Here is a 25,819-nt window from a genome sequence, read left to right on the forward strand (position 1 = left end):
GATGCCCACCTGAGGGGGAGAGCCTTCAGTATCGCCACCGGCTGAAGTGCCGGTCGAAACCGCCCCGTCTGAGGGGCGGAAAATCAGGAAGAGGTAAAAATGAAAAAATCAGTATTTCTTGGCGCGCTTACAGTCGCCGGTCTGGCCGCTGGTGCAGCTGCTGCCGGTACGCTGGATGACGTCAAAGCCCGCGGTACACTGAACTGCGGCGTGACAACCGGTCTGGTGGGCTTTGCGGCCCCCGATGCAAACGGCGAATGGAAAGGCTTTGACGTTTCCGTATGCCGTGCGGTTGCCGCAGCCGTTCTGGGTGACGCAACAGCAGTGGAATTCGTTCCCACAACCGGTAAGACACGCTTTACAGCGCTGGCATCCGGCGAAATCGACATGCTGGCACGTAACACAACATGGACATTCTCCCGCGATGTGGACCTCAAGTTCACTTTCGTCGGCGTGAACTACTATGACGGTCAGGGCTTCATGGTTCCGAAAGCGCTCGGCGTTTCCTCGGCCAAAGAGCTGGACGGCGCAACGGTCTGCGTTCAGACCGGTACAACAACAGAGCTGAACCTCGCGGACTTCTTCCGCGCGAACAACATCAGCTATGATCCCGTGCCAATCGAAACAAACGCCGAAGGTCAGCAACAGTACCTGGCCGGTGCCTGTGACACGTACACAACAGACGCATCCGGTCTGGCCGCGACGCGTGCCACATTCGAGAACCCGGGCGAGCACGCGCTGCTGCCTGAGATCATCTCCAAGGAGCCTCTGGGTCCGCTCGTCCGCCACGGCGACGACGAATGGGGTGACGTGGTTCGCTGGACGCTGAACGCACTGATCACAGCCGAAGAGCTGGGCGTTACATCAGCCAACGTTAACGAAATGGCATCCGGTTCCACAAACCCGGAAGTCAAGCGTCTGCTGGGCACAGAAGGCACACTGGGCGAAATGCTCGGCCTCGACGCCGACTGGGCGATGCGCGCCATTTCCAGCCAGGGCAACTATGGTGAAATCTTCGCGACGACCATCGGCGAAGAAACCCCGATCGCTCTGTCCCGTGGTCTGAACGCACAGTGGACAAACGGCGGCCTGATCTACTCGCCTCCGTTCCGCTGAACACACTAACGCAAGGGCGCAGATTAATCTCTGCGCCCTTTGCACTTTTGGGCGACAAAAACCAAAACCCGGCCACCAGAGACGCAGAAGCGTCCGACACAAAAACAGGCCGGAACCACGGGGAACAATATCATGACGACAATGACGGACCCGCCACAGGGGTCGTTCCGGCTATCCATGCTGCTGTACGACACGCGCTATCGGTCGATGACTTTTCAGGCGATAGCGTTGCTGACGCTCATTGTGGCCATTGCCTATCTGACCAACAACCTGCTTGTGAACCTTGCGGCCCAGGGTCTGAATATCTCCTACGGGTTTCTTGCTGATCCGGCAGGCTATGATATCGATCAGCGCCTGATCGAATATGACAACCAGATGAGCCATTCCAGAGCAGCACTTGTCGGTGTGCTCAACACACTGCTGGTTGCCTTTCTTGCCTGTATGATGGCGACGATATTCGGCGTCATCGCCGGGGTACTGCGGTTGTCAAAGAACTGGCTGGTCAGCAAGCTGATGGCTTTCTATGTCGAGATTTTCCGCAATATTCCCGTCCTGATCTGGATCATCATCATCTACACGATCATGACAGCGGTTCTGCCGCCGCCAAATGCCTTCCGTGGCGATAACGCGACAAGTTCGATGCTGATGGACATGTTTGCCTTCACCAACCGTGGTATCTACCTGCCGGCACCTGTCTGGGGCCCGGGATCGATGGTTGTTGTGGCCGTCTTTATCGCCTCAGTCTTTGGCGTGTTTGCCTATCGCCGGTATGCCAAGACGCTGCTGTATTCCACCGGTCAGCTGCTGCCAACGGGCTGGCCCAGCCTGGTGATCCTGCTGGTTCCGACCATTCTGATGTACTTTATCATGGGTCGGCCTGTCGGACTGGACACGCCTGCGCTGCAGGGCTTTAACTTCCGGGGTGGCATCAAGGTCGGTGCCCCGCTGATCGCTTTGTGGTTTGCGCTGTCGATCTACACCGGGGCCTTTATCGCAGAAAACGTACGGGCCGGTATTCAGGCGGTCTCCAAGGGCCAGACTGAAGCTGCCGGCGCGCTGGGCCTGCGTCCCGGACGGATCATGAACCTGGTGGTTTTGCCGCAGGCGCTGCGGGTGATCATTCCGCCACTGATTTCCCAGTACCTCAATATCACCAAGAACTCTTCGCTGGCGATTGCGGTGGGGTACATGGACATCACGGGCACGCTGGGTGGTATTACGCTCAACCAGACGGGCCGCGCGATCGAATGTGTTCTGTTGCTGATGTTGTTCTATCTCACGATCTCTCTGAGCATTTCGGCGATCATGAACGTCTACAACAATTCCGTTAAGCTGAAGGAGCGCTGAGCCATGTCAGATACACATGCACATACCGTTTCCTTTGTACGTACCGAAACGCTGCCAGAGCGCGAGCCGCCCTATGCCGCATCCGGACCGGTCAAATGGATGCGCGAGAACCTTTTCGCCACGCCTGCCAACGGGCTTCTTACCCTGGTGGCGCTCTACGTGATCTATGTGGCGCTGTCCGGTGTTCTGCCATGGATTTTCAACGGCGTCTGGAACGCGGGCAGCCTGACAGAGTGCCGTGAGATTCTGGATGGAACGCGCGGAGCCTGCTTTGCGGTCCTCAGCGAGCGCTGGCCACAGCTGATATTCGGTTTCAAGTATCCACCGGAGTACTACTGGCGTCCGACAGTGGCATTCCTGCTGCTGTTCGTCGCTGTCGCTCCTGTGCTTTTCTTTGATCTGCCGCGCAAACTGCTGGCTTTCACGGCGGTCTACCCGTTCATTGCGTTCTGGCTGATCTGGGGCGGCACTGTGCTCTCTCCGGTGCTGGCTTTTGTCGGCGTGGCCGGTGGCGCGATGGTCTATCAAAAGCTGGTCAACCGTTCCTTTGCTGCCGGGTTCTTTGGCGGGATCGTTGCCGCCTATGTGATCTGGAAGATTGGCGGGTTCCTCATTCCGGAAACCGCATCCGACAATGCCATGCTGGGCGCTGTGCCATCGCGGGACCTGGGGGGCTTTATGCTCAACATGATGCTGGGCGTGACCTGTGTTACCCTGTCGGTCCCGATTGGCATTGCACTGGCCCTCGGGCGCCAGTCCAGCATGCCGCTGATCAAATGGATCTGCGTGGTCTTCATCGAATTCATCCGGGGCGTTCCGCTCATCACTCTGCTCTTTGTGGCCTCGGTGATGCTGGCGTATTTCTTCCCGCCTGAATCCAGTGTGGATCTGTTCCTGCGCGTGGTGATCATGATCACAATGTTTTCGGCTGCCTATATTGCCGAAGTGATCCGGGGGGGCCTGGCTGCCCTGCCAAAGGGGCAGTACGAAGGTGCGGACAGTCTGGGCCTCGATTACGCTCAGGCAACCCGGCTTATCATTCTGCCGCAGGCGCTCAAGATTTCCATCCCCGGGATAGTCAACATCGCCGTCGGACTGTTCAAGGACACCACTCTGGTGTCGGTCATTTCGATGTTCGATATCCTCGGGATGATCCGGGGTCCTATCCTCGCATCCACGGAATGGAACGGCGTCTACTGGGAACTGCTGGGCTTTGCGGCTCTGCTCTTCTTTGTGGTCTGCTACGGCATCTCGCAATATTCACAATGGCTCGAACGTCGCCTTGCGACCGACCACCGCTGATAAGGAGGCCTGAATAATGGCTGAACAAGCAAAACAAATGCAGGTCTCAGACGAGATCGCGATCACCATCTCCAAGATGAACAAGTGGTATGGCGCGTTCCACGTTCTGCGCGACATCGATCTGACCGTGAACCGGGGGGAGCGGATTGTTATCTGTGGCCCGTCGGGTTCCGGCAAGTCCACTCTTATCCGCTGTATCAACGCGCTCGAAGAGCACCAGCAGGGGTCAATTGAGGTGGACGGCACGCTGCTGTCCTCTGATCTCAAGAACATCGACAAGATCCGGTCAGAGGTCGGCATGTGCTTTCAGCACTTCAACCTCTTCCCGCATCTGACAATCCTTGAGAACTGTACCCTGGCGCCGATCTGGGTCCGCAAGACACCCAAGAAGGAAGCCGAGGAAACGGCGATGCATTTTCTTGAAAAGGTGAAAATTCCGGATCAGGCGAACAAGTATCCCGGTCAGCTTTCCGGTGGTCAGCAGCAGCGTGTGGCGATTGCCCGCTCGCTTTGCATGAAGCCACGGATCATGCTCTTTGACGAACCCACGTCCGCTCTGGACCCGGAGATGATCAAAGAGGTGCTCGACACCATGATCGAGCTGGCCGAAGAAGGCATGACCATGCTCTGCGTGACCCACGAGATGGGTTTTGCCCGTCAGGTGGCAAACCGTGTGATCTTTATGGATGCGGGTCAGATTGTGGAGCAGAACGAGCCCGAAGCGTTCTTTAACAATCCACAGAGCCCGCGGACACAGCTGTTCCTCAGCCAGATCCTCGGACACTGATCCTCAGCTCAGTTCCCGCGGAATGACAAAATCTGTCGGCTGGCCCTGGTGCCAGCCGATTTCGTTCCAGCTCCCGGCATTAAAATCGCAGACCAGGGTTGACCCAGTGGGGTAATCATCAAAGCGTTCGTGATCCGGGGGCGTTTTTACCAGCTGGTGCGCCATATCAGCGATGCCGTGATTGTGTCCCACCATCAGCACCGTCGGAGCCGCAGCGGATTTGAGCTCAGCGAGCATCTCATCCGCCTCGGCCAGATAGAGGGTACGGGTAAACCGTGTCGGCGTCTGCGACGGTAATCCCAACCGCCCGAGTGTCTGCCTGGTCCGCTCAGCAGAAGAGCACAGCACTTCTCCGGGCTGCAGTTCCCGGCTGCGCAGCCAGTGCCCCAGCGCATCAGCGGACGCTGTCCCGCGCTTGTTGAGGGGCCTGTCGTGGTCGGACAAACCGGCATGGCTCCAGTCGGATTTCGCGTGGCGCATCAGGATCAGTCTGAGCATTGTTATCCCCGGAATATCTGCATGTGATAGGCCGACTGCTCAGCCTGGCGCGGGTGGTTCTGTGAGACCGGACAAACGCGGCGGGCACGGCAACCTGACGTCATGCAGTCCAGTCCGCTGCTCTCGCGCAGCCACGATTTGCACCTGTCCACGTCGTAGCTGCTGCCGTCAAATGCATCGACAGGGCAGGCCGTCCGGCAGGGCTGATCAGAACAGCTCAGGCAGGGTGATGGTGGTGCTGCGGGCAGGTCGACCGCCCATGGCAGTGCCAGGGCACCTCGGAATGAAACAAACAATCCGGCCTGATCATGCACCAGCAGCATAATCGGAGAGGCATGAATGCGCCCGGTACGCCGGGCCCAGGTGAAAAACGGCAGCCAGGGCGGGCCGCCAAAGGGATAGAGAGCCCGGGCACCGATCTGCTGTGCCCAACCGCCGATCACACGCTCTGACCATCTGTCCATCGGGTCGGGCAAGCCGTCCTGTGCTTCACTGGATGTGCTGAATGCAGGCCAGAAAGCGGGGGCTGACGGCCCCAGCATCAGAAGTGTTTGACACCCTTCGGGTGCATTATCGTCCGGGCCCGGGTGAAACCCACCAAGTATGGTCAGGTTGCGGGCCCGCGCCCCGGCTTCGAGTGCTTCAAACATCACTTGCGGGTAAAGGGCAGCGCCATCGACCAGCCAAAGCGTGACGGCCGGTCGTCCTGCCACTGGAGTCCGACCTGCATATCGTCATGGCCGTCGCGGGGCTGCGGAATATAGGTGCCAAAGAGCTGGTCCCAGATGGACAGGGAGAAACCGTAATTGCTGTCATGCTCAGCACGGTCGACCGAATGGTGCACTCTGTGCATGTCGGGTGTGACAAAAACCCGACGGACAATCGCATCGAGCCACAACGGCAGGCGCAGATTTGAATGGTTGAACATGGCCGTACCGTTGAGGATGATCTCAAAAAGCACAACCGCTATAGCAGCGGGCCCCAGCAGATATACCAGCCCTATTTTCAGCAGCATGGACAGCGCAATCTCAACCGGATGAAAGCGGATCGCCGTCGTCACATCCATATCCACATCTGCGTGGTGCACCCGGTGCAGACGCCACAGAAGCGGCACCTTGTGGGTGATCAGATGCTGAAGCCAGATGGCAAAATCCAGAATCAGGATGCACAGGAGCACCTCAAACCAGACGGGCAGGGCGAGATTGTTGAACAGCCCCCATCCCTGTCCCTCGGCATCCACGGCGGCACCAACAGCCAGCAGCGGCAGCGCAAAGGCCAGGGCGCGCAGTGTCAGGGTGTTGACGATGGTTACCCCCCAATTGGTCAGCCAGCGGCGGGAGCGCGGTTGCGTACGGATACGGCGCGGCGCAACCGTTTCCAGCAGCGCCAGAACCGAAAAAAGCCCAAGAAATACGCCAAACCTGATGAGTGCTTCGTTCTCCATGCTGCACAACCTAACCCGATGGCGGCGCGGCACAAGCGACAGGCTGACACATCTGCGTCAGCGCGCGTTTCAGTCGGCGCGGATGATCGAGCCGGCACCGTGTTCGGTAAACAACTCAAGCAGGCAGGCATTGGGTGCGCGCCCGTCCAGAATGACAGCTGCCCGGACGCCCCCGTCAATGGCGTTGAGCGCGGTTTCGGTTTTCGGGATCATGCCACCGGCAATGACACCGTCCTGCGTCATCTGGCGGATCTGCGCGGCACTCAGGTCAGTGACGACAACGCCCTCCGCGTTTTTCACGCCTGGCACATCTGTCAGCAGCAGCAACCGATCCGCTTTCAGCGCTGCCGCGACGGCTCCTGCGGCAGTGTCACCGTTGATGTTAAAGGTTTCGCCCTCTGAGCCAGCACCCAGTGGCGCAATGACCGGGATGTATTCCTTGTCGGTCAGGTCGCGCAGCAGGCGAGGGTTGACGGCATCCGGAGTGCCAACAAAACCAAGTGCGGGGTCTGTCTGCGTGCAGGCGATCATGCCACCGTCTTTGCCGGACAGGCCAACCGCCCGCCCGCCCTGGCGATTGATGGCCTGGACGATACGCTTGTTGACCACGCCGCTGAGGACCATTTCGACAACTTCCATTGTCGCCGCGTCGGTGACCCGTTTGCCGTTCACAAAGTCGGATCTGATCTGAAGCCGTTCCAGCATGGCGTTGATCATCGGGCCGCCACCGTGGACGATCACCGGGTTGACGCCGACCTGCCGCATCAGAACGACATCGCGGGCAAACTCATCCATCGCTTCGTCGCTGCCCATGGCATGGCCGCCAAGTTTTATGACAACCGTGGCGTCGGCATAGCGCTGCAGATAGGGCAGGGCCTTGTTGAGAGTGCTTGCGGTTGCAATCCAGTCGCGGTTCATATCCTGGGTCTTCATATCAGGGCTGTGGTCCGATGGTTATGAGCGTGGGCCGCCGAGGCTGCAAGAGCCTATTCAAGTGTGGCGATTATGGCCCGCAAAGTCGGAATGCCCCAGCCTTTTTCGCTGGAGGTGACAATCAGTTCCGGGAAAGCAGCGGGGTGTTTGCTGAGGGCCTGCCGTACCTGGTCGAGCACTTTTGAGCGTTCTGCTTCTTTGACCTTGTCCGCCTTGGTCAGCACCACCTGGAATGTCACAGCTGCGCTGTCGAGCAGCGACAGGATTTCCTCATCAACCTTTTTCACGCCGTGTCGTGCGTCAATCAGCACAAAAGCGCGGCGAAGCGTCTGACGCCCGGACAGGTATTGTTTGAGCAAACGTTGCCATTTTTCGACAACCTGGAGCGGTGCGTTGGCATATCCATACCCCGGCAGGTCGACGAGGTAATGTGCGTCTCCGGCCGTGAAATAGTTGATCTCCTGTGTGCGCCCGGGCGTGTTGGAAGCACGTGCAAGCCCTTTGCGCCCGGTCACCGCATTGATCAGAGAGGACTTGCCCACATTGGATCGCCCGGCAAAACAAACCTCCATCCGGTCCGCAGGCGGCAGGCCCGACATGGCCACGACGCCTTTGACAAACTCTGTTTCCCCCGCGAAAAGCAGACGACCCTTTTCGGCTGTGGCGGTGTCCGGCTCTTCGGCCAGCGGAAAGGTCAGCATCACAGTACCTCCAGAAGGTCGCCTTCGCGGACAAGCCCACCGCGGACGACTTCTGCGCAAACACCGAACTCCTGATGGCCGAGACTGTCCAATGCGCCCAGGGTATCTGCGTCGCGCTGGCCCGTTTCGGGGTTGGCCGTTGTTGCACGACACCGGGTAATCTGTTCGCGGATGTGCAGCACGGCTTCCCCGAGCGCCACATCTTTGCCGACCAGGTCTGTTTCCCGCCAGGCCTCAAGCCCGTCCAGCCACATGTTCGAGCGCCAGCGGTGCAGTGACAACTCCTGTCCCAGCGTTTCCTCCACCGCGCGGTGCGACGCATGCGATGTCAGCGAAACAGACGGAAAGTCGCTGTCTGTAAATCCCCGTCCATCGAGGCGGAGAATACCCGTGGGCGCGGCCCGCCCTGCAGGCATCAGAGGCGCCACCCAGACCAGAAAGACATCCTGCTGGTTGTCTGGTTGAAAGGTCAGGTCCGGTAACCGTGGATGGCGCAGGGTCAGTGACGATCCGTCGTCTGACAACTGCGCTGTGATCGCCATGAGTTCCGGCGATCCGGCGGCGCGGGTAAAGTTGGAACAACTGACCCAGCCATCGCCGGGCCTGGAGGCTTCATGCGTGACGGCCCAGAGCCTGTCCCACGGCATGCTTTCTGCTGCGCGCAACACGACGTCTGGTATCCGCTCGCGGCCATGGGCTTTGAGCGGGTACCTCAACAGTGTTGTCAGACGGGTCATTCGCTGTCTGTCTTGGACTTCTTGCCAAACCCGCTTTTGATGTTGCCGAAGACGTCGGGCTTGTAGCCCTGACTGCGCATGATGATGTATTGCTGTGTGAAAGTGATCGTGTTGTTCGCGATCCAGTACACCACCAGGCCACTGGCAAAACCACCCAGCATGAACATGAAAACCCATGGCATCCAGGCAAAGATCATCTGCTGGGTCGGGTCAGTGGGTGCCGGATTCAGTTTCTGCTGGAGCCACATGGAAATCCCGAGCAGGAGCGGCAGAATTCCGATAAAGATCAGCGCCATCAGCGACCCTGGCTCCGGCCCGGAGAAGGGCAGAAGGCCAAAGAAATTCATCAAAGACGTCGGATCGGGCGCACTGAGGTCCTGGAACGGGCCAAAGAACGGGGCGTGTCGCAGTTCGATCGTTACAAAGATAACTTTATAGAGTGAAAAGAAGATCGGGATCTGAAGCAGGATCGGTAAACAGCCCGCAGCCGGGTTTACCTTTTCCTTCTTGTAGAGCTCCATCATGCCCTGTTGCATTTTCTGACGGTCTTCGCCGGCTTCTTCTTTCAGCTTTTCCATCTGCGGCTGCAGTTCTTTCATCTTCGCCATCGAGACGTAGGATTTATATGCCAATGGGAAGAGGACCGCTTTGATGATCAGGGTCAGGCCAATGATTGCCCAGCCCATGTTTCCGATTATCTGGTTGAGATAATGCAGGAGCCAGAAGATCGGCTTGGTCAGAAAAAAGAACCAGCCCCAGTCGATGCTGTCAATGAAACGGTCAACACCAGCAGTCTGGTAATTGCGGATCGTCTCCCATTCTTTTGCGCCTGCAAAAAGCTCGCTCTGCGCAGAAACGGTTGCACCGGGGGCCAGCGTCTGCACTGGCAGAACAACCTCGGCCTGGTAGATATCGCGGCGATCATCATACTTGGCCACGGATTTGAACGCGCTGCCCGGGGCGGGAATGAGCGTGGACATCCAGTAGTGATCTGTGAAGCCGATCCAGCCATCCTGCTGGACCTGCTGAATTTCCGCGCGGGCATTCTCACGCTCAGAGTAGGCGAAATCCGGCATGTCGGACCAGTCGGTTTCGGTCAGCTCACCGTCCGCCATAGCCACGACGCCCTCGTGCAGAATGAAGAAGTTCATCAGATCGGTGGGTTCACCGTGGCGCGCGAGGATACCGTAAGGCGCCATCGTGACAGTTGAATTGCCCGAGTTCGTCACCGATTGCGTAATGGTGAAAAGGTAGTCCTCGTCGATTTCGATCTGGCGCTGAAATGTCAGGCCTGCGCCATTGTTCCAGGTCAGTGTGACTGGTGCTCCAACGCTCAGGACGTCGCCGGCGGTCTGCTGCCACAGTGTATTCGGGCCGGGCACAAGAGCCGGGTCAAGTCCGGACCCGGCAGCCCAGCCATAAAGTGCGTAGTAGGCGTTGGGGCTGCCTACAGGTGACAGCATTTTCACGATTTCTGCGTCAGCATCCCGCGTCACACGATAGTCTTTCAGGGACAGATCATCGATGCGACCGCCCAGCAGTGAAACGGATCCTTCAAGGCGGTCGGTGCTGACGGCAACGCGTGGCGCGGCGCTGAGGGCCTCCTGCCGGGTTTCGGCGTTCTGCGCACTGACATCCGAGGGTGCGGCGTCTGCGGCTGTCGGCGCTGTCGCGACAGGAGACTGTGGGAGCAGTTCTTCGGCAGTCTGCGTGTCAACCGGCGCCTGGGGTTCGGGCGGCGGAAAAAGGACAAACCAAACCAGAATCACAATGAAACTGAGAGCTGTTGCCAGAATGAGGTTCTTGTTCTGATCGTCCATCGGGACTGCCACCTGATCTGTTTGATATCAGCGAGGGTTCAACAGAGTGTGGGGGCAAAGGTCAAGCGGAATCGATGGCTGCAAATCACGCAGTGCGGTCCGCAGGCTGCGGTTTTAGCCCGCGCGAAAGGGCACCTATCAGTTCGAGGGGCCGCCCATGATACGCGGGGCGTCCTGGAGACGGGCGTTATGGGCTTCTATCCAGGCAATGGTCTCGTCAAACGGCATAGGTTTGGCGATGCCAAAGCCCTGCACATGATCGCACCCCAACTGAGACAGCAAGGCGTGCTCACCCGAGGTTTCGACACCTTCCGCAAGTGTTTCCACGCCCAGACGTTCCGCCATTGTGAGGATGGCGCTGATCATGCGTTGCTGTTCAGGGTCCCGGTCGGATTTCATGACAAAAGAGCGGTCGATTTTTATTCTGCTGACAGAAAACCGTCTGATCGACGCTATCGAGGCGTGACCGGTGCCGAAATCATCAAGGTCGATTTTGCAACCCAATTCGCCCAGTCCGTTGATGTTGCGCGACACCATATCGTCGGGCGAACTGGCGACAACAGTTTCAAGCACTTCGACAGCAAGCCGTTCCGGTGCAAGCTCAAAACGATCCAGCTCCCAGCTCACCTTCTGAATGAGGTCTGGATTATTGAGTTCTGGTCCGGCGAAGTTTACCCCGACCTGGGGGACAATTGCTCCGGCGCGATCCCAGGCGTTCAGCGCAGTGAAGGCGTTGTGCAACATGACCTCCGCTAGGCGCTCAAGCTGGCCTGCTTCTTCGATCAATGGCAGAAAATCGATGGGCGGGATCATACCACGCTCCGGATGGTGCCACCTGGCCAGCGCCTCAAACCCGGTTACAAGACCTGTGTCTGTCGAAATCTGGGGTTGGTACCAGGGCCGGATCTGGCCCGCTTCAAGCGCGGATACGACTTCATCGCTGAGGTCGCTGCGGTTTCCGGAACGCCGCCGCATATCCGGCGCAAAAGCACGGATTGAGCCCGGCCCGTTGCGCCGCGCTTCCTGCAAGGCAAGGTCTGCGGCTTCCATCCAGGCCAGCGGGTTCTTTCCGGACACCAGCGCATGCTGACAGAATCCAGCAGTTACCGTTACGTAGACGGCTGTCCCATCCAGCGAGACTGGTTCTTCAACAGCGCTTTGCAAACGTCCGGCCAGCTGGATGCAAAGCTCCAGATCAAGGTGCTGGACAGGCCCAAGGCAGGCAGCAAACCGGTACGCTCCGGTCATTGTAACAGCGTCGAATTCGCGCAGCGTCGCGATAATGCGGTCACCGGTCAGTGCGGTGATCGTGTCGGCTGCTGCGCGTCCGTAGGTTTTTTCGAGCATGTCATGCTCGTCAATCTCGAACATGAAGAGGGCGGTTTTCTGGCCGGCTTCGTTGGCCTCTGAGAACGTCTGGCCGACGATCTCGCGAAAAGCGTCTCGTGGCATCAGTGTTCGTTTTGCAGCCTGCGAAACAGCAGAGCCCCACCTGCGGGCATCTGCGCCACCTATTGTGAGGTAAAACAGAGGTACGATGACCGCTGTTGCCATCAGGGCGGTTTCGCCCCCGATCCAGTACGCAGCGAGTGACAGGGCCGGAAGACTGGCGAGAGCAATCGGACTAAGAAACACGAACGCGATCTTGTCCCGCATTGCTGTCAGGCATCGAACCAGGTCTCCTGCCATGGAATGTCCTCTCAGAACCTAAACTTCGTGTGTATCCTTCACCCTATGACCAGGTCAGTGAGAGTAGGGTTAACATCATAGCATTCAGAGAGTTTAAACTGGCTAAAATTCAGTCTTTTTTCGTGCCAGTTCCTGAAAGTCAAAAAGTTTGGGATCAAGCAGGTGGGACGGACGCGCATTTGTCAGAGCCCGGAACATCACCTGCCGCCGACCGGGGCTGTTTTTTTCCCAGCCGTCCAGAATGGCTTTGACCTGCTGACGCTGCAATCCGTCCTGGCTGCCGCAGAGATCGCAGGGAATGATCGGATAGTTGAGGGCCCGCGCGAACCTGTCACAGTCCTGTTCTGCCACATGAGCGAGGGGACGGTACACGAAAAGGTCACCTTCTTCGTTGACCAGTTTGGGTGGCATTGTCGCCAGACGGCCACCGTGAAAGAGGTTCATGAAAAAGGTCTCAAGGATATCGTCGCGATGGTGCCCCAGAACCACCGCCGAACAGCCCTCTTCGCGGGCGATCCGGTAAAGATGACCACGCCGCAGGCGCGAGCACAGGGCACAGAAGGTGCGTCCCTGCGGGATCTTATCCATAACGACAGAATAGGTGTCCTGGTACTCGATACGGTGCGGCACCTGCATCTTTTCGAGAAACGCGGGCAGGACGGTTGCCGGAAACCCGGGTTGCCCCTGATCAAGATTGCAGGCGAGAAGGTCGACAGGTAACAGGCCCCGCCATTTCAACTCATAGAGCACGGCCAGCAGGGTGTAGCTGTCCTTGCCGCCTGACAGACAGACCAGCCAGCGCGCGCCCGGTTCGATCATGCCGTATTGATCGACTGCCTCGCGCACAGAGCGCACAATACGTTTGCGCAGCTTGCGGAATTCAGTTGTCTTTGGCGCACCCTCAAACAGCGGATGGATTTCGTCCTGGGAATCAAGCATGTCGGGCAGTCCTGCGATTGATGGGGCCTATATACCGGTGCAAAGGGTGAACCAAAAGAGTATCGGTGCCGTACATTTACAACAGACCGAAAGGAAGCGCATGCGCGTACTGGCGTCCATACTGCTGATACTGAGCCTCGCGGCCTGTGTCGGAAAACCCGCAATCGATGACGAGAAGCTGTCAGCCCGGGAGTTTAACCTGGAAGAGTTTTTCGACGGGCAGGTGCTCGCCAAAGGTCAGTTCCAGGATGTGTTTGGCACCGTGCGACGCCGGTTTGATGTAGAAGTGAACGGCACATGGGATGGCGGGGTTCTGACGCTGGTCGAGGATTTCGTCTATGAGGACAGCTCAACCGAACAGCGCATCTGGACGCTGCGGAAAACCGGACCGGAGAGCTGGGAAGGGTCGGCGCCGGGCGTGCTGGGACTGGCCACCGGTGAGGAGCGCGGCGATACTTTCAACTGGCGGTACCGTATCGATCTGCCGGTGCCGGACGGAACCCTGCGCGTCAGTTTTGACGACTGGATGTGGCTGCTGGACGATGACCGCGTTCTGAACCGTGCCTATATGAAGAAGTATGGTGTGGATATTGGCGAGGTCATCATCACCTTTGAGAAACAGCCCTGACGCTCAGTCCTCGTCCGGGACCGGATCGTATCCTGACCGCCCCCAGGGGTGACACCGCAGAATACGGCGCGCAGCAAGCCAGCTGCCTTTCAGAGCGCCGTGTTGTTCGAGCGCCTCAAGCGCATAGGCGCTGCAGGTTGGCTGGTACCGGCAGTTGTGCCCGACCCAGGGGCTGAAGATCAGTCTGTAGGCACGTACGGGCAGGGCGATCAGGCCGGACAGGGGGCTCATTTCAGGCGCCGGTGCAGCGCATCGAGTGCAGCATCAAAATCCACCTGCAATCGGTCAAAGGACATGGAGGCCGTAACCTCTCGCCGGCCGATAAGTACGTAATCTGTATCGTCGCGTCCGTTTTGCGGCAGCGACAGACGCGCAATTTCACGCAGACGCCGCTTGGCGCGGTTGCGGGCCACCGCATTGCCGACCTTTTTAGAACAGGTAAAGCCGGCGCGTATACCGTCGGCCTCGCCGGGATTGCGACGCCGCATCTGCAAGACGAAGCCTGGCTTTGCGATATGCAGCGCTTTTGCGGCGCGCAGAAAATCGCTGCGATTCTGCAAAACGTTCACTTTACGTGCAGAAACCGCCGCAGGCACATCCCGGGCGGTTTCCGAACCGTCATGGGGGGCTTGCGGCGGCTTCATCATGTCAGAACCGTCGGAGACCGTCGGTATCAGGCGCTCAGAGACTTACGACCCTGCGCGCGGCGTGCGTTGATGATCTTGCGGCCGGCTTTTGTGGCCATACGCGCGCGGAAACCGTGGCGCCGCTTGCGCACGAGGTTCGAGGGTTGATAGGTGCGTTTCATCGCTCCGTCTCCAATGCTGCTTTCGGGTCCTTCGCGGAATCGGCCCGCGTCAGATATCAATAGAAGCCCGTCTCCTAAAGCGGACCGCCCGGCAAGTCAAACCCCCCGGGCACTGATTTGTAGTCTTTTTTGCAATATAAACGGCACTTTTACCGTGCGATGTTACAGGCGGGGTCAGAAACGCCGCGTCCTGATCGCTTTTGCGTCACGCAGGATCAAGCGCGCGTGATACCCCTGTCGCTGCGACCCGCCAGGCGTCATGTATCAGTGCAATTGCAACCCGCTGAGGGAAAGGCGACAAAGATGTCTGATATGACACAGGACCCAAAACAAAGCGCTGTGCGCTACCTTCCGATGATTGTCATTCTGGCCGTCGCGGCCATCGGTGCTTTTACTCTGCGGGATTACATCAGTTTTGACGCATTGCGCGACAACCGCGAGGCACTGATTGCTTTTCGGGATGCCAATATCGGGCTGACCGTTCTGGTGTTTGTTGTGTCCTACATTGTGATCGTGGCCTTCTCGTTGCCGGGCGCGCTGATCGCAACGCTGACGGGCGGTTTTCTTTTTGGCACGCTTGGGGGCTCTGCGCTGAGCGTTACCGGCGCCACCATCGGCGCTACAGTGATTTTTCTCGCTGCGCGCTACGGCCTCGGCGAAAAACTAAAAGAACGGATGGATGCGTCTCAGGGCAAGATCCGGAAAATCAAAGAGGGTATCGACGAAAACCAGTGGTCTATGCTGTTTTTTTTGCGCCTGGTGCCGGTCGTGCCATTCTTTGTGGCCAACCTGATCCCGGCATTCCTCGCTGTTCCGCTGCATCGCTACGTGGTCTCGACATTTGTCGGGATTATCCCCGGTTCACTTGTCTATTCCTCCGTCGGTGCAGGGCTTGGCACCGTTTTCGAGCGGGGTGAAAGCCCGGACCTCGGTGTTATCTTTGAGCCGCACATTCTTCTCCCAATTCTTGGTCTGAGCGCACTGTCGCTGCTGCCCGTCGCGATAAAGGCCGTCACTGGCAGGAAAGACATCTGATATGAAACGTATCAAGACGGATGTGCTGGTCATTGGTGCGGGTTCTGGCGGTCTGTCTGTCGCGGCAGGGGCCGTTCAGATGGGTGCCAGTGTCACCTTACTGGAAGGACGCAAAATGGGGGGCGACTGCCTGAATTATGGCTGTGTGCCCTCAAAGGCTCTGATCGCCAGTGGCAAAGCCGCGGCGGTCCAGCGTGACGCAGTTAAATTCGGTGTGGCCGACGCGCCCGGCACCGCGGATTATGCCGCTGCCAAAGATCATGTGAAAAGTGTGATCGCGCAGATTGAGCCGGTCGACAGCCAGGAACGTTTTGAAAGCCTGGGTGTAAATGTCATCCGGGAATTTGGCCGGTTTATCTCACCTACCGAGGTTGAGGCCGGGGATACAGTCATCACTGCGCGGCGGGTCGTGATTGCGACGGGATCGTCACCGCTGGTTCCTCCGATACCTGGCCTGGACAAAGTGCCCTTTGAGACAAATGAAACACTCTTTGATCTGCGTGAACGTCCGGATCATCTGCTGATCATTGGCGGGGGGCCGATTGGCATGGAGATGGCGCAGGCCCACGTCCGGCTTGGCAGCGGGGTGACTGTGATCGAAGGGGCCAAAGCCCTGGGCAAGGATGATCCGGAACTGGCCGCTGTCGTCCTGAACCACCTGCGCGATGAGGGCGTTGTCATCGAAGAGGATGCTCTGGCCGAAGAAATCCGCGGAAAACCCGGCGCTGTAGAAGTCCACACAAAGGATGGCCGGGTGATCAAAGGCAGCCACCTTCTTATGGCGGTTGGCCGCAAGACGAATACAGACAGGCTGAACCTTGAGGCAGCGGGGATTGAAATCACCCGCTCCGGCATCAAAACAGATGCCTCTTTGCGCACGACCAATCGCAGGGTCTATGCGATCGGAGATATTGCAGGCGGGCTGCAGTTCACGCATGTGGCGGGATATCATGCGGGTGTGATCATCCGTTCCATGCTCTTTGGACTGCCGTCCAGGGCGAAAACAACACATATTCCCTGGGCTACATACACGGATCCTGAATTAGCTCAGGTGGGCCTGACCGAGGCGCAGGCGCGCGAGGAATACGGCGAACGCCTGGAGGTGGTCCGGTTTGACTATGAGCATAATGACCGCGCTATAGCTGAGCGAAAAACGACCGGGTTTATCAAAGTAATGGTCGTTCGGGGGCGGCCCGTTGGCGCATCTGTCGTCGGCTATCAGGCCGGTGAACTTATCAGCCTCTGGGCTCTGGCACTCGCGAACAAAATGAAAATGAGTCAGATCGCTGCAATGGTCGCGCCCTATCCGACAATCGGCGAGGTCAACAAACGCGCAGCCGGTGCCTATTTCAGCCCGCGACTCTTTGAAAATCCGACCGTGAAACGGGTCGTTGGTCTTGTCCAGCGATGGATCCCATGAAACGCTGACGCATGTTCAATTCGCTTTCAGGACGGCTGCTGATACTGACAACCATCTTCGTGATGATTGCAGAAGTTCTGATCTTTGTGCCATCCATCGCCCGTTTCCGGGAAGACTATATGATGAACCGGCTGGAGCGCGCACAGATCGCCTCGCTTGCGTTGCTGGCCGACGACATGATCGACCGCGAACTGGAAGCTGAACTGCTTGAAAACGCAGGTGTTTTTAACGTCGTTCTGAGACGGGACACAGCGCGGCAGCTTATGCTGTCTTCGGACATGCCACAGCCGATTGCCGCGACCTATGACATGCGGGACAACTCTGCTGCCGTGCTGATCCGGGACGCCATGTCCCGGATGGTGACTACCGAAAACGAAGTGATCCGCGTCATCGGTGCGCCCGTCCGGGATGCGGGTCTGCTGATCGAGATAACGATGGATACGGCCCCTATGCGGGCTGCGATGATCGACTATGGGATACGCATTCTGGTCCTGTCCGCGGTCATATCGGTCATCACGGCGTTTCTGTTGTTTCTTGCAATGCGGGCGCTGTTGCTCAAACCGATCAAGGGCGTGGTGCGGCACATGCTGAATTATGCCGCAGCGCCGGAAGATGCGCGCCGCATCATCACCCCCTCGGCCAGCGTGACGGAGTTGCACGAGGCTGAGGTTGCTTTGCAGCAGCTGGAAACGGACCTGACCCAGGCCCTGCGACAAAAAGAACGCCTCGCGCAACTGGGCAGTGCCGTCAGCAAGATCAGCCACGATCTGCGTAATATCCTGACGTCTGCCCAGCTCTTTACCGACCGCATTGAAATGAGCGAAGACCCTGCGGTCAAACGGATGGCGCCCAAGCTGGTGGGGTCTATCACACGTGCCGTTCATCTTTGCGAGAGCACGCTCGCCTTTGGCAAAGCAGAGGAGCCAAGCCCGACACTTACAATGCTGTCCCTGGACGACCTGGTGGAAGAGGTGGTCGAAAGTGAGCGACTGGCCGTTGGGGATTTTGCTCTGAAATTCACGTGTGATATTCCCGCAAACCTGATGTTGCGGGCGGACCCGGAACAGCTTTACAGAGTGCTGGCCAACCTGATCCGCAACGCCCGCCAGGCCATTGTCGCGACCCAGACACCGGGCGAGATCAACATCACAGGCTACGAGGATATGTCTGCCTGGTGGATAGAGGTGGTGGATACGGGTCCCGGACTGCCGCAAAAAGCGCGTGAGCACCTCTTTACCCCTTTCCAGGGGGGCGCACGAAAAGGTGGCTCAGGACTGGGGCTTGCGATTTCAGCCGAGCTGGTGCGCGGCCACGGCGGCACTCTCGAACTGGCCCACAGTGACGCCAGCGGGACAAGGTTTGTGATCTGTCTGCCAAAAGGGGATGGGGCAGTTACAGTCAGTGAAACGCTCGCGGACCTGCGGACTTCGGAAGGTTAAAATGTTCATCAGAGGTCTGACTGAAGTGGTCGAAGTTGTCGTCATTTTTTGCGCGCTTTGTGCTTGCATAACTGAACAAGCGGGACTAAACCCCGCGTCAGTGGACCGATAGCTCAGCTGGATAGAGTACTTGACTACGAATCAAGGGGTCGGGGGTTCGAATCCTCCTCGGTCCGCCACTATTTCGCCTAATAATTAGGCGTTTCTGATTAAATCAATTTATATCAGTACATTAGGCAATCAGATTTTGCCTAATAGTTGGGCAATCCCGCAACATCCCTTTTTCCCGCAACAAATCCCGCAACAGTTTTGGTGTCGCGGTTATGTTCGGCATTGGCCAGAAATCCGTAGCCCAGCCAGAGTCCATATGTAATACAGAAGAAAAAGAGGCGTCAGCGGTGAGCACATTTCGAATTGGCTTTGATGGACCGTCAGTTGATAACGGTGAAATAGAGGTTGCCGATCTAGCGCCCGCTCTTCTGGCGCTCGGCGATCTGTTCGAGGCTGCAAATCGCGCGCTGAATAAAGATCGCAGCGATGTAAAGCTGAAGATTAGAGCAAGCGAAAAAGGTAGCTTTGTTGCACTTCTTTCGTTGGATGTCAGCTTTGTCGCAGACATGCTGGATTTGGTTGCCGCTCATCCCGACAGGATGACGGCGGCCAACCAACTTCTGGACTTAGTTATTAAGGGTGGCACAATTGCGGGCGGCACATATGGGTTCTTCCAAACGCTCAAATGGCTGAAAGGTGGTAGACCAGAAAGTGCATCAAAAAACGATGATGGAACAACCACGCTCACAAAAGGTGGGACAACAATCATCGTTGACCAACGTACAATTGTTTTGCTGGAAGACTATCCAATGCGCGAGGCAACTGAGAAATTCGTCAGGACGTCGTTCAAACCAGCTGGTATTCAGACAGTTTTAATTGGCGGGGGCGATGCAAGTGAAGAAGAGTCGGACTTGGTATTGACCAAAGGCGATGTCGGATCGGTTCTGGTTCCCGAATTGTCGGATGAGGAGATAACAGAAACAAGTGTCGAGCGGGAAGCGTTGCTCAAAATTGTAAGCGCGCAGTTTGAAGAAGGCTATCTTTGGCGTTTCACAGACGGAACAAATACTTTTACGGCTTCGATGGAAGATGAAACCTTTGTGAAGCGCTTGGATAAATCCGAAGTCGTTCTCTCAAAAAATGACACGCTGCGTTGCGCAATTCAGGAAACGCAACAGTTGGCTGGATCACGTCTAAAAACCGAGACACGGATCATCGAAGTAAAAGAGCACATCTCAGGCGCTAGGCAACTCAAGCTACTCTAAAAGTGTTGCGGGATATCCCGCAACAAATCCCGCAACATTGGCAGGGCGCATTGCCCCAAAAATGGTTATAACTGTATGATAAATATATAAATTATTGCCAAGTTTAAATTCGTAGAACTGCTCCTCGGTCCGCCACTTCTTTAATAAAATCAGTATCTTGCGGGCGGAATATGCGTTGCAAAGCAAGATGAGTGTTTCCGTGTCCGCCTCATCTCCGTCTTGGCCAGCTCGATTCTTTAGCGGCATTTTCTGCCGATGCATTTGCTTTTGCAGCGATGGGCGGAAAGCCGTCATTAGCTGCAAGCGCGAGACAAACTCTGGCAATTCAGAATAGCAGCCATTCAGAACCATCATCCATTTTTTTCTGAAATCCATTTTCGCACTATCGCTGCTGCGAAGCCAACGGTGAAGACTATCCTTGCACCAATCAATTCGCCCTTGCCGGATCCAGAAGTTACACCGCATTCGTTCATCTGTCGGACTTAGGGCGAGATGGTCGGGCGCCTCAAACAGTCTGAAATGGCCGTCCACCTAGGCCGCCCGTTTTTGCTCAGGGACAGCTTGATGGTTTCGCCACACCCACCGAGGCAGTGGAAGCAAGCCCATTTGTCGACGCCATCGCGCACGATGGTGATCTCCCCCGACACGATCTGATCCGGCGCCTGGTGTGTGGGTGTTATCCTGGCGATCAGGTCACTTCGCGGAATGACGCGGAAGAGCTCGAGGCTCTTCCTCAGAGTGTCGATCATCATGCCACTCACCCGATACGATCCAGGAACGGGTCGACGTCGCCGATGCCCCAGTATTCCTCACTACCGCAGACTAGGCATTCCGGCTGGCGCCGCGCCGCTTACGAACGCTCGAAGCCCTTGTCGAGCTTGCGATAGCGTTGACGCGCCCATCCACCGCCACCGCAAAAGTCTACGAGACCAGCAAGAAGTTCGTTCACTGCCATGGTGGCCGCCTCGGAGGTGAAGGTTACGACGGCCGGCGCGGGATTACCTCGGCCGCGGACATAGGCCTGGGTCTTCTGCCGTTCATATTTGGGCGGGGTCCGATCGCCGGAGGTCCTCCTCGCGGGTCCTGAAACGATCGACTATGCCGCGGCAGCCGTGGCACGCCAATGTGGGAAACAGCACGCTGACCCGCGCAGCCATCTCGAGGAGGCCGGGCTCACCATCGTCACGGGGCATCAGGACCAGCCCGACATCGATGACGTGGATTAGGTAGAAATGCGCGACGCGGTTCAGGTAGAGGCGACCGGCGTGATCGTCCGTGCACCCGAAGATGACGTCGCAGGACTTCAGCGCGTCACGGGTGTGCGCCGCTACTCATACACTCACGAATGCGGTGCGTCAGGAATTATGCAGACTTTCATGTGATGCCAAGGATGCGGTGTAGCCGGTGGCTGCTGATACCCTTCTTGCTGGACACCTTCAGGTGAATGGCTTGCAGCCAAGGTGCAGCGCAGGTGGCTTTCCTCAAAGATAGTGCCCTTGAGCACGGTGAATTGCTGCGGCACTCGCGGCACTTCCACAGGCTGTCGCGTTCATTGACTTCTGTGTTCTACTTAGACGGCTTTGTACGAACACCTTTCATGCAATACGCGCTATCCACAACTCCGCAATGCAGGCAGACCGTACCATCAGCCTTTGAGCATACTTTCAGCATGCTCAAAGGCTGCTGCTTCATCGTACATGTTCTCGGCAGAAAGAACGGACATTTCAAAACCCTCTAAATTGTTGACCCCGAGACAGGAAATTCAGCTGGATTTGCGAGTTGTACAATCGTCAAAACTTAAGTCACTTCAATCCAGGTTTTCATTCCTGAAGCCTGATGCCCGAGCATGTGGCAATGCATCAACCACTTTCCCGGGTTGTCGAAGACTGCGGCGATTTTTTGGGAGGTGCCCCGTTTAACAAGAGACGTATCCCTGAAGTCACCCGGCGTTCCGTCACTGTCCAGTTCATGAAAGTGGTGACCATGCAGGTGAATGCCATGCGGAAAGTTCGTGTCGTTGATCAGCTCTATGATTCCAGTTTCGCCACGCCGGAACGTTGCGAACGGCTTTTCTTGCAGACCGGAGGCGCCATTGAACGCCCAGATGTTGTCGCCCGTATGCCCGCCGCCCATGGCACCCCCTTCCATCCGGAGAGTAAGAGATTTGTCCGGATTTTCAAAAAGGTCGGGCAAGCGAGCTCGTGGTAAAGCAGAAATGTCCGTGTTCGCCGGGCTCGGGTTTTCTCCCTGAACAGACAAAGAGCCCATCTCATAGATCCCGTCACGCGCGACAAACAGGAAGTCGATCTGCGCGGTCACGTCACCGATGATGTCGACGCGCTGTGCCGGAGCAATTTCCATGTCCGCCAGATCCCGAGGCTCCGAAAGGGGCATGCCGTCGAGCGCAACCACCTTTGCGTTCAAACCCTCAATCCGAACGGGAAAGATCCTTGCCGTTGCGGTGTTGATAAGGCGCAGGCGCAGACGATCCCCGATGCGCACCGTCTTTTCAGATGGCAGGATCATCGCGTAATTCCCAAGCCGGCCGGCATGCGAAAAATCATGCATATCGCCAAAGCCGCCCATAATCGCGCCCTTATCATCCAGACGCCAGTCGTCCAGCGTTATCGTTATGTCGGCATCAACATGAGGAGGGACAGCTTCCTCGACGATAAGTGGCCCATAAAGCCCACGCGCCACCTGCTCCCAGGATTGATGATGAGAATGGTACCAGTAAGTGCCCGCGTCCGGCACTGTGAATGAGTAATCGAATGCCTCTCCGGGTTGCACGAGCGGTTGCGTCAGCCCCGGGACGCCATCCATTGCGTTTGGCAAGCGGATACCGTGCCAATGAATGGAAGAAGGCTGATCTGTGTGGTTTTCAAACCGGACCGCAAGCGTTTCGCCCTGGCGCAGCCGCAGCTCAGGCCCCGGTGAGGATCCGTTGAACCCCAAGAGTGCAGTCGCGTTCTGACCTTCGGGTAGTATCTGCAGGCTGACAGGTTCAGAGCGCAGCACCTCAGTGGCTGGAAAAGCCCAGCGAGGCGCTGCGGAAACTGCGAGAGTTGAGCCCATAAAGGTGCGCCGCGTCAGCCTGATCAAAACCTGAGCCTCTTTTTGTCGGTGAGCGTGTCAACGGCGACGGAACACCCATCCAGGATGGAACGCCGCGTGCAACGCCAGTGGATCTGAAGAGCTTATGCAAATCAGGTGCGTTGTCAAAGCAAGGAGTGGAAAGAGACACTCCGGATGGGAGGTTTTTCCAGGCGCAACCGCCTGGATGGTTGTCCTTACCCATCATGAATCGACGGGCGGCAACCCGGATTTCAATGGCTGCTTGTCGGTGGACGGGGTCATTTTCAGACCCCGCACTAATCAGATTTTGGATCTTTCTTTGCCGATCCGTCAGTATTCATCAGGTCCTTGCTGCCTCAAACTTCGCCCAGGCGGCCTCCAGTTTTTCGATGTTGAACCCCGGTACGCGCGCCGGGCCAAGGACGATGCTCTCGTTGGCGATGACCGTTTCGATGCCTGTTTTCAGCGCCGGGATGACGTCAGCAGGGATCACCAGCGCGCCATGGCGATCAGCATGAACCAGTTCATCCTGTTCAAGTCGCATCCCCATGATATTGACCGGGGTTCCGATCTCCACCACATGCACAAAACCGTGGCTGGGCCCGACAGAACCCGCCAGGATCGGAAAACCGTCATCGATAACATCGAGGTCACGCATGACCCCATTGCTGACCGCGCCGGCAAGCCCAAGCCCTTTGTGAACCGCCACATGCACCTCGCCCCACCACCCTGCAATGCAGTTGGGGTAATCGACATCTTCGACCACTGCAGCGGTGGGCCCTGTGCCTCCGGCCATCGACCGAAAATACTCCATACGGCGTGCCCGGATGACGTCTGCCGGTTCATTTGGTGGTGCAAGGCCAGAGATTTTGGCCGTTCTTGCAAAACCCACGATGGCCGGATCACCGGGTTTTGAGTGCGGCATGGTTCCGCGTGTAAACCGGTTAAAGCCGCGTTTGCCCTGCACGACTTCGATCGCATTGCATACCGTCGGCGTATCGACAGAGCGCAGAAGTGCTAGCAGATCTTCGGGGATTACTGGGTCAGCCATTTTTTAAGTTTCCTGTTGGTTTGTTCCGGTTGTTCAAGGGTGGGCATATGGCCCGCACCGGGGATCACAGCCAGCTGTGACCCTGGTATCAGTTTATGCATCAGTTCATGGCGGGACACCGGGCACAGCCGGTCGTCCTCGCCACAAAGAACCAGGGCCGGCACGCGCACGGTCTTCAGCGTACCGGACTGATCCGGCCTGTGTTGGATGGCCGCTGACTGATCCGCAAAGACCTGTGGGCCAAGATCGCCCGCCATATCCATGCACAGATCGAGAATTGCCGCACGCCGGGGCCCGTCTGAAAGATAGTTGGGCTTCATTTCATCGCGCATGACCTGTTCCAGTGCACCGTTCTGAGCACGTGCCACCTGGGCTTCTCGCAGTTCAGCCTTTTCTGGCGGGTCTGCCAGTGGGTTGGTATCCAGAAGCGCCAGCCGGCTGATACGACGGGGTGCCTGGCGCATCATTTCCATCGCCACAATGCCACCCATCGACAGGCCCGCCAAAGCAAACCTGGGCGGGGCAATTGCAAGTGCCGAGGTGGCTAGTTCTGTCATGGTGTCATGTCCTGTCAGTGGTATCGTCATCACCGCGCGGTCATGGGAAAATGCGGCGATCTGCGGCGAAAAAAGGCGCGCGTCACACATCATTCCGGGCAGAAAAACCAGTGGCTCCTGCATCAGGTAAGCGGCATGGTTTTGCCGGCCGGGTCGTGCGTCCGCCGCACGCGGTACATGCTGGCCTCACCCGACATAGAAGGTACGAGCATGCGCGGTATGTTTTCGGGAACGAGGCAGGTGTCACCAGGGGCAAGCGTCGTTTCACCTCCGTCCCAGGCCAGTCGCCAGTAGCCCCTCATGGGCATCAGAACCTCCTGAACATCGCAATCGTAAAAATCGTTTGCAAGTGACGCGCGGCTGATGAAATCGACCTCAAACCCGGGGCGGTCGCGAATAACCGCGTCCGGGCCGATCACTTTTACGGGTTGCCTGTCGGCCAGCGCCATCAGATCCCAGTAGCGCGCCACGTAGTGCGGGACCACGTCGACGGTTGTTGGCTCTCCGCGCTTTGCGAGGTCTTCTCCTGACATCAGCGGCATCGGGCTTACGTTGTGGGGCAGGGTTTCGCCCTTGCGGCTATCATAGAGAACACCGTTTTCTCCCAGTACCAACCCGTGTTCCCTGGCCTCTTCAATCACCTGCGGTGCCCAGTTCACGCCTCCGCCCGCGTCGTCGCCGCCCAGGAATGCCATGATCATTCCATAGTCTGTTCCGATATTCTCAAAACCCCGAAAGATGCCGGTCGGAATGTTAAAGATGTCCCCTTCCTCCAGCGTCACCTCGCCTGCATTCCCCCAGCGCCCCCAGAAGAAACGCCAGCGCCCTTTCAAAACAAAAAATGCCTCAGCGGTGTTGTGATCATGCAGCGAATTCCTGCAGCGTGGTGGCTGCCCTGCCGCACCGATATTGAACCCGGGCGTTTCGCGGATATGCACATGCTGGTCCGGGCTTTCTGATACGCCGCCGCCAATAATGGTGAAGTTTTCCTTTTGGTCGCTGCCCGGTGTGTGGGCATCAATGAACGCCGTTTTGCACGGTTTTAACTCGCCGTAGCGTACAATGTGTTTTTCCATTTCCTGTGGTGTCATGTCAGTGGGTTCTTTCGTCGGATTGGTGGCTGGCCTGTTGGATGCCAAATGATTGCGGGAAATCTGCATTGAGGTGTCCGGTCCTC

The 25,819-nt window shown here is 57.5% G+C and carries 27 protein-coding genes, 1 tRNA gene and 1 pseudogene; 10 read left to right on the plus strand and 19 right to left on the minus strand.

The features are described 5' to 3' along the window. Positions 1-99 precede the first annotated feature (99 nt). The 4 genes from Q1A34_RS11590 to Q1A34_RS11605 all read left to right on the plus strand — a co-directional run bounded on the left by Q1A34_RS11590 (position 100) and on the right by Q1A34_RS11605 (position 4,552). Positions 100-1,116 carry an amino acid ABC transporter substrate-binding protein gene (locus Q1A34_RS11590; protein WP_300033918.1) on the plus strand — a complete coding sequence of 339 codons (1,017 nt, stop codon included), beginning with the start codon at positions 100-102 and terminating at the stop codon, positions 1,114-1,116. Between the two features lie 132 nt (positions 1,117-1,248). Further along, on the plus strand, positions 1,249-2,463 hold the full coding sequence (locus Q1A34_RS11595; protein ID WP_300033920.1) for an ABC transporter permease subunit: 1,215 nt from the start codon (positions 1,249-1,251) through the stop codon (positions 2,461-2,463). A 3-nt stretch (positions 2,464-2,466) separates the two neighbouring features. Further along, positions 2,467-3,765, plus strand: coding sequence for an amino acid ABC transporter permease (locus Q1A34_RS11600; RefSeq protein ID WP_300033922.1), 1,299 nt, complete (start codon positions 2,467-2,469; stop codon positions 3,763-3,765). Between the two features lie 16 nt (positions 3,766-3,781). Further along, the gene (locus tag Q1A34_RS11605) at positions 3,782-4,552 is read left to right on the plus strand and encodes an amino acid ABC transporter ATP-binding protein (protein ID WP_300033924.1); all 771 of its coding nucleotides are present in this window, start codon (positions 3,782-3,784) and stop codon (positions 4,550-4,552) included. 3 nt (positions 4,553-4,555) lie between these two features. Here Q1A34_RS11605 and Q1A34_RS11610 read toward each other — a convergent pair whose 3' ends face one another. From Q1A34_RS11610 to ttcA, 9 genes are all read right to left on the minus strand, one after another. Continuing rightward, positions 4,556-5,050: a histidine phosphatase family protein gene (locus Q1A34_RS11610; RefSeq protein ID WP_300033926.1), complete on the minus strand. Its 495-nt coding sequence runs from the start codon at positions 5,048-5,050 to the stop codon at positions 4,556-4,558. A gap of 2 nt (positions 5,051-5,052) precedes the next feature. Beyond that, positions 5,053-5,700 (minus strand): ferredoxin, encoded by a 648-nt coding sequence (locus Q1A34_RS11615; RefSeq protein ID WP_300033928.1) that lies wholly within the window; start codon positions 5,698-5,700, stop codon positions 5,053-5,055. Further along, positions 5,700-6,494: a sterol desaturase family protein gene (locus Q1A34_RS11620; RefSeq protein WP_300033930.1), complete on the minus strand. Its 795-nt coding sequence runs from the start codon at positions 6,492-6,494 to the stop codon at positions 5,700-5,702. Before Q1A34_RS11620 ends, Q1A34_RS11615 begins: the two co-directional genes overlap by 1 nt. A gap of 69 nt (positions 6,495-6,563) precedes the next feature. After that, complete coding sequence (argB, locus tag Q1A34_RS11625) at positions 6,564-7,427, minus strand: acetylglutamate kinase (protein WP_300033931.1); 864 nt, start codon at positions 7,425-7,427, stop codon at positions 6,564-6,566. A gap of 53 nt (positions 7,428-7,480) precedes the next feature. Further along, a complete protein-coding gene (yihA, locus tag Q1A34_RS11630; RefSeq protein ID WP_300033933.1) occupies positions 7,481-8,131 on the minus strand; it encodes a ribosome biogenesis GTP-binding protein YihA/YsxC in 651 nt (216 codons plus the stop codon). Then, positions 8,128-8,865, minus strand: coding sequence for an MOSC N-terminal beta barrel domain-containing protein (locus Q1A34_RS11635; RefSeq protein WP_300033935.1), 738 nt, complete (start codon positions 8,863-8,865; stop codon positions 8,128-8,130). Before Q1A34_RS11635 ends, yihA begins: the two co-directional genes overlap by 4 nt. Continuing rightward, positions 8,862-10,685, minus strand: a complete 1,824-nt coding sequence (gene yidC / locus Q1A34_RS11640) for a membrane protein insertase YidC (protein ID WP_300033937.1) — start codon at positions 10,683-10,685, stop codon at positions 8,862-8,864. Before yidC ends, Q1A34_RS11635 begins: the two co-directional genes overlap by 4 nt. 138 nt (positions 10,686-10,823) lie before the next feature. Then, the gene (locus Q1A34_RS11645) at positions 10,824-12,374 is read right to left on the minus strand and encodes a bifunctional diguanylate cyclase/phosphodiesterase (protein ID WP_300033939.1); all 1,551 of its coding nucleotides are present in this window, start codon (positions 12,372-12,374) and stop codon (positions 10,824-10,826) included. A gap of 102 nt (positions 12,375-12,476) precedes the next feature. Then, positions 12,477-13,313, minus strand: coding sequence for a tRNA 2-thiocytidine(32) synthetase TtcA (gene ttcA / locus Q1A34_RS11650; protein WP_300033941.1), 837 nt, complete (start codon positions 13,311-13,313; stop codon positions 12,477-12,479). 100 nt (positions 13,314-13,413) lie between these two features. Here ttcA and Q1A34_RS11655 point away from each other — a divergent pair, with 100 nt between their 5' ends. Beyond that, positions 13,414-13,941, plus strand: a complete 528-nt coding sequence (locus tag Q1A34_RS11655; RefSeq protein WP_300033942.1) for a DUF3833 family protein — start codon at positions 13,414-13,416, stop codon at positions 13,939-13,941. Positions 13,942-13,944: 3 nt separating this feature from the next. Here the strand turns inward: Q1A34_RS11655 and yidD are convergent, their stop codons facing one another. Genes yidD through rpmH form a run of 3 tightly spaced genes read right to left on the minus strand, consistent with a single transcriptional unit; the run spans position 13,945 to position 14,749 of the window. Continuing rightward, positions 13,945-14,172, minus strand: coding sequence for a membrane protein insertion efficiency factor YidD (gene yidD, locus Q1A34_RS11660; RefSeq protein ID WP_300033944.1), 228 nt, complete (start codon positions 14,170-14,172; stop codon positions 13,945-13,947). Further along, on the minus strand, positions 14,169-14,585 hold the full coding sequence (gene rnpA, locus Q1A34_RS11665; RefSeq protein ID WP_300034137.1) for a ribonuclease P protein component: 417 nt from the start codon (positions 14,583-14,585) through the stop codon (positions 14,169-14,171). The genes yidD and rnpA overlap by 4 nt, the downstream gene beginning before the upstream one ends. A 29-nt stretch (positions 14,586-14,614) precedes the next feature. After that, a complete protein-coding gene (rpmH, locus tag Q1A34_RS11670) occupies positions 14,615-14,749 on the minus strand; it encodes a 50S ribosomal protein L34 (protein WP_037911188.1) in 135 nt (44 codons plus the stop codon). A 303-nt stretch (positions 14,750-15,052) separates the two neighbouring features. Here rpmH and Q1A34_RS11675 point away from each other — a divergent pair, with 303 nt between their 5' ends. The 5 genes from Q1A34_RS11675 to Q1A34_RS11695 all read left to right on the plus strand — a co-directional run bounded on the left by Q1A34_RS11675 (position 15,053) and on the right by Q1A34_RS11695 (position 19,959). Next, positions 15,053-15,784, plus strand: a complete 732-nt coding sequence (locus Q1A34_RS11675) for a VTT domain-containing protein (protein ID WP_300033946.1) — start codon at positions 15,053-15,055, stop codon at positions 15,782-15,784. A gap of 1 nt (position 15,785) precedes the next feature. Next, positions 15,786-17,204 (plus strand): FAD-dependent oxidoreductase, encoded by a 1,419-nt coding sequence (locus Q1A34_RS11680; protein ID WP_300033947.1) that lies wholly within the window; start codon positions 15,786-15,788, stop codon positions 17,202-17,204. An 11-nt stretch (positions 17,205-17,215) separates the two neighbouring features. After that, entirely contained in the window at positions 17,216-18,643 is a 1,428-nt protein-coding gene (locus Q1A34_RS11685) for a HAMP domain-containing sensor histidine kinase (protein WP_300033949.1), read from the plus strand. Positions 18,644-18,745: 102 nt separating this feature from the next. After that, a tRNA-Arg gene (locus Q1A34_RS11690) sits at positions 18,746-18,822 on the plus strand. A gap of 144 nt (positions 18,823-18,966) precedes the next feature. After that, the gene (locus Q1A34_RS11695; protein ID WP_300033951.1) at positions 18,967-19,959 is read left to right on the plus strand and encodes a hypothetical protein; all 993 of its coding nucleotides are present in this window, start codon (positions 18,967-18,969) and stop codon (positions 19,957-19,959) included. On the opposite strand, the gene Q1A34_RS11700 is transcribed toward Q1A34_RS11695, so the two are convergent. From Q1A34_RS11700 to Q1A34_RS11730, 7 genes and pseudogenes are all read right to left on the minus strand, one after another. Further along, entirely contained in the window at positions 19,951-20,313 is a 363-nt protein-coding gene (locus tag Q1A34_RS11700) for a hypothetical protein (RefSeq protein ID WP_300033952.1), read from the minus strand. The two genes, Q1A34_RS11695 and Q1A34_RS11700, sit on opposite strands and share 9 nt — an antisense overlap. 128 nt (positions 20,314-20,441) lie before the next feature. Further along, positions 20,442-20,711 (minus strand): DUF6527 family protein, encoded by a 270-nt coding sequence (locus Q1A34_RS11705; protein ID WP_300033954.1) that lies wholly within the window; start codon positions 20,709-20,711, stop codon positions 20,442-20,444. Between the two features lie 625 nt (positions 20,712-21,336). Beyond that, positions 21,337-21,682: pseudogene (locus Q1A34_RS11710) on the minus strand (IS1595 family transposase); the annotation flags it as partial. Positions 21,683-21,756: 74 nt separating this feature from the next. Next, the gene (locus Q1A34_RS11715) at positions 21,757-23,034 is read right to left on the minus strand and encodes a multicopper oxidase family protein (RefSeq protein ID WP_300034139.1); all 1,278 of its coding nucleotides are present in this window, start codon (positions 23,032-23,034) and stop codon (positions 21,757-21,759) included. A 340-nt stretch (positions 23,035-23,374) separates the two neighbouring features. Continuing rightward, positions 23,375-24,085, minus strand: coding sequence for an RraA family protein (locus tag Q1A34_RS11720; protein ID WP_300033955.1), 711 nt, complete (start codon positions 24,083-24,085; stop codon positions 23,375-23,377). After that, on the minus strand, positions 24,070-24,765 hold the full coding sequence (locus Q1A34_RS11725; protein WP_300033957.1) for an alpha/beta fold hydrolase: 696 nt from the start codon (positions 24,763-24,765) through the stop codon (positions 24,070-24,072). Before Q1A34_RS11725 ends, Q1A34_RS11720 begins: the two co-directional genes overlap by 16 nt. Further along, on the minus strand, positions 24,765-25,733 hold the full coding sequence (locus Q1A34_RS11730; RefSeq protein WP_300033959.1) for a cupin: 969 nt from the start codon (positions 25,731-25,733) through the stop codon (positions 24,765-24,767). The genes Q1A34_RS11725 and Q1A34_RS11730 overlap by 1 nt, the downstream gene beginning before the upstream one ends. Positions 25,734-25,819 lie beyond the last annotated feature (86 nt).

This window comes from uncultured Roseobacter sp., from assembly GCF_947491795.1.
GTDB lineage: Bacteria > Pseudomonadota > Alphaproteobacteria > Rhodobacterales > Rhodobacteraceae > Roseobacter.